Origin of the sequence: Frateuria sp. (assembly GCF_013362045.1) — a bacterium.
GTDB lineage: Bacteria > Pseudomonadota > Gammaproteobacteria > Xanthomonadales > Rhodanobacteraceae > Frateuria_A.
On the sequence record NZ_JABFWW010000272.1, the window covers coordinates 1 to 5014 of the forward strand.

General features: G+C 71.0%; 4 protein-coding genes and 1 pseudogene. All 5 read right to left on the bottom strand.

Going from position 1 to position 5014, the window contains the following annotated elements; genetic code table 11:
• A partial coding sequence (locus HOQ08_RS13195) for a glycosyltransferase (protein WP_291195695.1) occupies nt 1-762 on the bottom strand: 762 nt, incomplete at its 3' end.
• Nucleotides 759-1886 carry a glycosyltransferase gene (locus HOQ08_RS13200; protein WP_291195698.1) on the bottom strand — a complete coding sequence of 376 codons (1128 nt, stop codon included), beginning with the start codon at nt 1884-1886 and terminating at the stop codon, nt 759-761. The genes HOQ08_RS13195 and HOQ08_RS13200, both read right to left, overlap by 4 nt.
• Complete coding sequence (locus HOQ08_RS13205) at nt 1883-3226, bottom strand: phenylacetate--CoA ligase family protein (RefSeq protein ID WP_291195701.1); 1344 nt, start codon at nt 3224-3226, stop codon at nt 1883-1885. The genes HOQ08_RS13200 and HOQ08_RS13205 overlap by 4 nt, the downstream gene beginning before the upstream one ends.
• 2 nt (nt 3227-3228) lie before the next feature.
• Nucleotides 3229-4779, bottom strand: a complete 1551-nt coding sequence (locus HOQ08_RS13210) for an oligosaccharide flippase family protein (protein ID WP_291195704.1) — start codon at nt 4777-4779, stop codon at nt 3229-3231.
• Nucleotides 4776-5014: pseudogene (locus HOQ08_RS13215) on the bottom strand (O-antigen polymerase); the annotation flags it as partial. The pseudogene HOQ08_RS13215 and the gene HOQ08_RS13210, both read right to left, overlap by 4 nt.

The window sequence follows — 5014 nt, forward strand, 5'->3', positions numbered from 1 at the left end:
CAACGCGCCGCGGCACGGGCCCGCGCCCACGTAGAGCAGCCGCGCCTGCGGTCGCGTGGCCAGCACGGCGGGAAAGGCCTCCAGCAGGTCGAGGCAGCCCTTGCTGTCCTTCAGGTTGCCGACGTACAGCAATAGCGGCGCGTCCGTGGCATCCAGCCCGAGGCGCGCGCGCGCCTCGTCCCGGTCGCCTGGGGCGAACAGCGCGCCGTCGACGCCGGTGTAGAGCGTGTGCACGCGCGCCGCGTTCGCACCCAGCGCGACCGCCTTGTCGGCCAGCGCACGGCTGACCGCCACTACCGCGGCCGAACGGCGCAGCGCTGCGCGGATCTGCGGTCGCCGCAACGCGTGCGTGGCCTGCACATTCAGGTCGCTGCCGTGCACCTTCACCACGTAGGGGACGCCGAGCAGCCGCGCCAGCCAGCCGGCGGCCACCGCGTCGGGATAACCCCAGCTGGCGAGGATGCAGTCGTAGCCGGCCGCACGCAGGCGCCGGCCGCGCTGCAGCAGCAGCGACACCAGCCAGCACGCGGCATGCAGGGCGCGGCCGAACCGCGGCGGGTAGACGAACACGAAATGGTCCGTGCGCAGTCCCGTCACCTGCACGCTGCCACGCACCCCGCGCAGGCGCTCGCGGAAGTCCACCGCAGTCAGCACGTCGACCGCGTGGCGCCGGCCCAGGCGCTCGAACTGCTGGCGGTTGAACGCGCCGCGCAGCGGGTCCCAGGGCGTCGGGAACAGGTTGGTGAGCACCAGCACCTTCATGCGCCCTGCTCCTGCGCTCCATATAACTCGGCATAGCGCGCCGCCACCGCTTCGAGCGAGCCGCGGGTTTCCACCATCGCCCGCGCAGCGGCGGCGAACCGGGCCGCGCGGTCCGGATCACGCAGCAGGGCGAGGATCGCATGCGCCAGTGCCTCCTCGTCGCGTGGCGGCACGATGTTTCCGCTGACCCCGTCCTGCACGATCTCGCGGTTGCCGCCGACGTCGGTGGCGACGATAGGCAACGCGGTGGCGCAGGCCTCCAGCAGTGCCATCGAATAACCCTCGCTTACCGAAGAAAGGGCGAACACGTCCAGTCCCTGCAGCAACTCGCGCACGTCGTCGCGGTCGCCCAGGAAATGCACCGCAGCGGATACGTCCTCGCTGCGCGCGCAGGCTTCCAGCTCCTCCCGCAGGCTGCCCCCGCCGACCAGCACCAGCACGCTGTCCGGCAGTTGCTCGTGCACGCGGCGGAAGGCGCGGATCAGGCTGGCCTGGTCCTTGGCCCAGTTGAGCCGCCCCACCGTGCCGACCAGCTGCGTCTGCGGCGGCAGGCCGAGCGCCTGCCGCAGGTCCGCACGCGCGGCTGGCGTAGCGGTAGCGAATTCCTGCACGCGCAGGCCGTTGGGCACCACCCGCAGCTTGCCGCGCGGCACCAGACCGTGTTCGATGGCGCCGCTGCAGGCCGCCTCGCAAACCATCGTGACGATGTCGGTGCCGGCGAGCCCGGCGCGGTAGAGCAGCTCGGAACGCTCCCAGCGACGCATGCCGCCCATGCCGTGGCGGGTGTTGATGACCTTGCCCACCCCCAGGCCCAGGCAGGCCAACACCGCCAGGTAGTGCGCCACCGCGTTGTGGGTGTGCAACACGTCCGTCCGGTGCGCGCGGATCAGCCTTCGCGCACGCGACAGCGCGGCCAGGTCCAGCCCCTTGCGCTTGCCGCAGGCATGCACCGGAATGCCCAGCGCGTCGAGCTCGTGCGCCAGCGCACCGCGCTCGAACAGGCACACCACCTGGCAACGCCAGCCCTGCTGCTGCTGCAGCTTGACCAGGTCCAGCACCACGCGCTCCAGCCCCCCGCGATTGAGGTTTTCCACGACGTGGGTGACGTTCTTCGGAGGGTTCATGCGACGGGGGCCGCGAGGGCGGATACGGTGACGCGCAGCTTGCCGCTGGGCGTCAGGGGAATGTCGTCGACGATGCGGCAATCGAGTCCCACGTGCTCGCCCACCACCTTGGCGACCTCGCGGCGGATGTAGGCCAGCGAGGCCTCGTCGAACGCCTCGCCGCAGACCAGCGAAAGCTCCAGCCGGTCCAGCTGGCGCTGCACCAGCTGGAAGCGCTTGAGGCCCGGCACGTCCTTGAGCATGTGCGGGAAGAATTCGCCCGGCAGCAGGTGGCCCTCGGGCGTGCGGATGGCGTCGAGCACGCGGCCGTCGACGCGCGAAAGCAGCGGCAGGCCGCGGCCGCACGGGCAGGCGTCGACGCCGGCGGTCGCCATGTCGCCGTTGGCGTAGCGCAGCAACGGCATGCCGTAGTTGGAAAGATCGGTGAGCAGCACCTCGCCGGCACCGGTCTGCGCGCCATGCAGCTCGACCGCCAGGTGGTCGGCATTGACGTGCAGGCCGTGGCGATGCTCGCACTCGGAGGCGATCAGCATGACCTCGCGGCAGCCATAGGTGTTGTACGCCGGGCAGCCGAAGGCGCGCTCGATGAGTTCGCGCTGGAACCCGTGCAGCGCCTCGGCCGCGCCCAGCACCGACACCGGCCGCGCCACGCGCCGCCCGGTGTCGAGCAGCCACTGCGCCAGGCGCACCAGCGGGCCCACGTAGCCGACGATCACCTCGGGCCGGTACGCGTCGATGGCATCGGCGTACTGGCCCAGATTGGCGTCGGCCATGTGGAAGCTGTTGAGCATCCGCCTCCCGAACGCGGCGTGGTAGAGCCGCTCCTTGAACTGCTTGAGCGGATGCGGCTCGCCCACCGCGCCGCCCCACAGGAACAGCGTACGCCGGCCCATGCGCGCGCCGGCCCAGCCGTAGCCGCGCCACATCACCGCGGTGCGCCGGTCGTTGCTCTCGCGCGTGTAGCCGAAGCGCAGCGGCTCGCCGGTGGAGCCGCCGGTGGCCTTGTAGAGCAGCCGCCCGTGCCAGCCATCGGCCTTGAACTCCTCGACGTGCGCGCGGATCTCCGGCTTGGTCAGCACCGGCAGGCGCGCGTAGTCGTCGAGGCTGCGGATGTCCGCCGCGGTGACGCCGAGCTCGCGCCAGCGCCGCCGGTAATAGGGCACGTTCTGCCCGCAGTGCTGCAGCAGGCGTTGCAGCCGCTGCCACTGCAACGCCCGCAACTGCTCGGGGGCCAGCCACTGGTCGCGCTCGTAGGCGGCCAGGTGGGCCAGCGTGCGGCGCCGGCGCAGGCCACTCTCGTAGGCGGGGAAGAGCACGCGGCGGAACAGCTGCTCGTACATGCTCATGGCTCCTGCCCCGCACGTGCGACCGACCAGTGCAGCAGCCGCCCCAGCAGCAGCGGGCGGCCGGCCGCGAAGCGCCGATGCAGCCCTTGCAACTGCTCGATGTCGGCGCGCGTCCAGCAGCGCAGCAACAGGGTCAGCGGCAGGTAGGCGGCCGCCAGCAGCGGCCCGCCCAACGCCAGCGTCGGCAACGGCGGCAGCTGCAGCGCCAGCACCAGCGAGGCCAGCGCACCGGCCAGCACGGCCGCCAGCAGGATGCGCGCCAGCCGCAGCCACTCCAGCGGCACGCCGCCCACGCGCACGCCCAGTGCGAGGTAGGCCGTCGAACTGACGATCGCGCCGAGGGTAATCGCCGCCATCGCGCCGTGCAGGCCGAAGTGCCGGATCAGCAGCACGTCCATGGCGATCTTGAGTACGCCGAAGGACAGGGTCAGGATCAGGATCACGTGCTGGCGGTCGGCGCTCACCAGCAGGCTGGTCGCGCCCTGCGCCGAGGTGTTGAGCGCACTGGCCAGCATGCACAGGGCGAACACCGGCGCGGCGGCGGCATAGGCGGCGCCGTAGAGCAGGCCGATCACGGCGCCGGCGAAGCAGGCGCCGAACGCGACCACCGGCGCGCCCAGCAGGGCCAGGTAGGAGGTCACCGCAGCGAAGCGGCGGCCGCCGGCCGCGCGCCCCTCGCTCAACGCCTTGGCCATCATCGGCAGCAGCACCGCGCTGAACACGCCGGGCACCAACAGCATGATCCCGCTCGCCAGCTGGTAGGCCACCTTGAAATAGCCGGCCGACGCGGCGCTGTCGAACAGGTTGAGGAAAAGGATCTCCACGTCGCTGGCGATCAGGAAGCTCACGATGATCGTCAGCGAGACGATGCGCAGGTGGCGGCGCATCCGCTGCAGCAGTTCCGCCGGCAGGGCTCCGCCGCGCGGCAACGGCGCCAGCAGCCGGCTCACCTGGTGCTGCGAGGCGATCAGGAACGCCGCGCTGGAGACTGCGTACATCACCACGAACATCAGGATGTCGCCATGCAGCAGCATCGCCGCCACCACCAGCGCCAGGTTCAGCGGCGCGGCCACCAGCGTGACCCGCGCGGTGGCGTCGAAGGCCTCGCAGCCCTTGGCGATGGCGATGTTGAACATGTAGGGCGCGCGCATGCCCACTGCGGCGGCGAGCAGGACGAATTCGAGCAGGTCCAGCTCGGCGGCGAAGCGGCGCCCCGCCACCACGAATGCCACCAGCCCGGCGCCCAGCACCACCAGCATGTGCCAGCGCTGCACCTTGCGCATGTGCGCGAGCATCGGCCGGATCAGCTCGTGCTGCCTGCTGCCGCGCAGCTCGGCGACGAACTTGATGACGCCGGTGGTCACGCCCGAGTTGGTGACCACGATGCCGATGGCGGCAAACCAGATGAACAGGCCGTAGATGCCGTAATGCTGCGGCCCCAGGTGGCGCGCGATCAGCACCGCGCAGACCATGCCGAGGAAGTATTCGACATAGATCCCCAGCGAGGAGAACAGCGTGTTGCGCAGCGCGAGCGAGCGAGGGTTCATGAGGTACGCAACAGGACGGCGACGAGCACGTAGAGCGCCGCCACGGCCACGGTGGTGATCGGCAGCCAGCGCCAGCCGCTGCCGAAGAGGGTGAAGAGGGGCAGGGCCGCATGCCGCTGGCGCACGCTGGCGTAGTGTCCCACCACGATCGCGGCCAGCGTGTAGAGCATGATGTTGTAGCTGCGGCTCAGGAAGAACGCGGCGGCGAAGAAGCCGCACAGCGCGCACAGCAGGC

What these genes read in the sequence shown, in the direction of transcription:
- HOQ08_RS13210 (WP_291195704.1), bottom strand. Translation starts at nt 4,779, where the DNA reads ATGAACCCTCGCTCGCTCGCGCTGCGCAACACGCTGTTCTCCTCGCTG.
- HOQ08_RS13200 (WP_291195698.1), bottom strand. Translation starts at nt 1,886, where the DNA reads ATGAACCCTCCGAAGAACGTCACCCACGTCGTGGAAAACCTCAATCGC.
- HOQ08_RS13205 (WP_291195701.1), bottom strand. Translation starts at nt 3,226, where the DNA reads ATGTACGAGCAGCTGTTCCGCCGCGTGCTCTTCCCCGCCTACGAGAGT.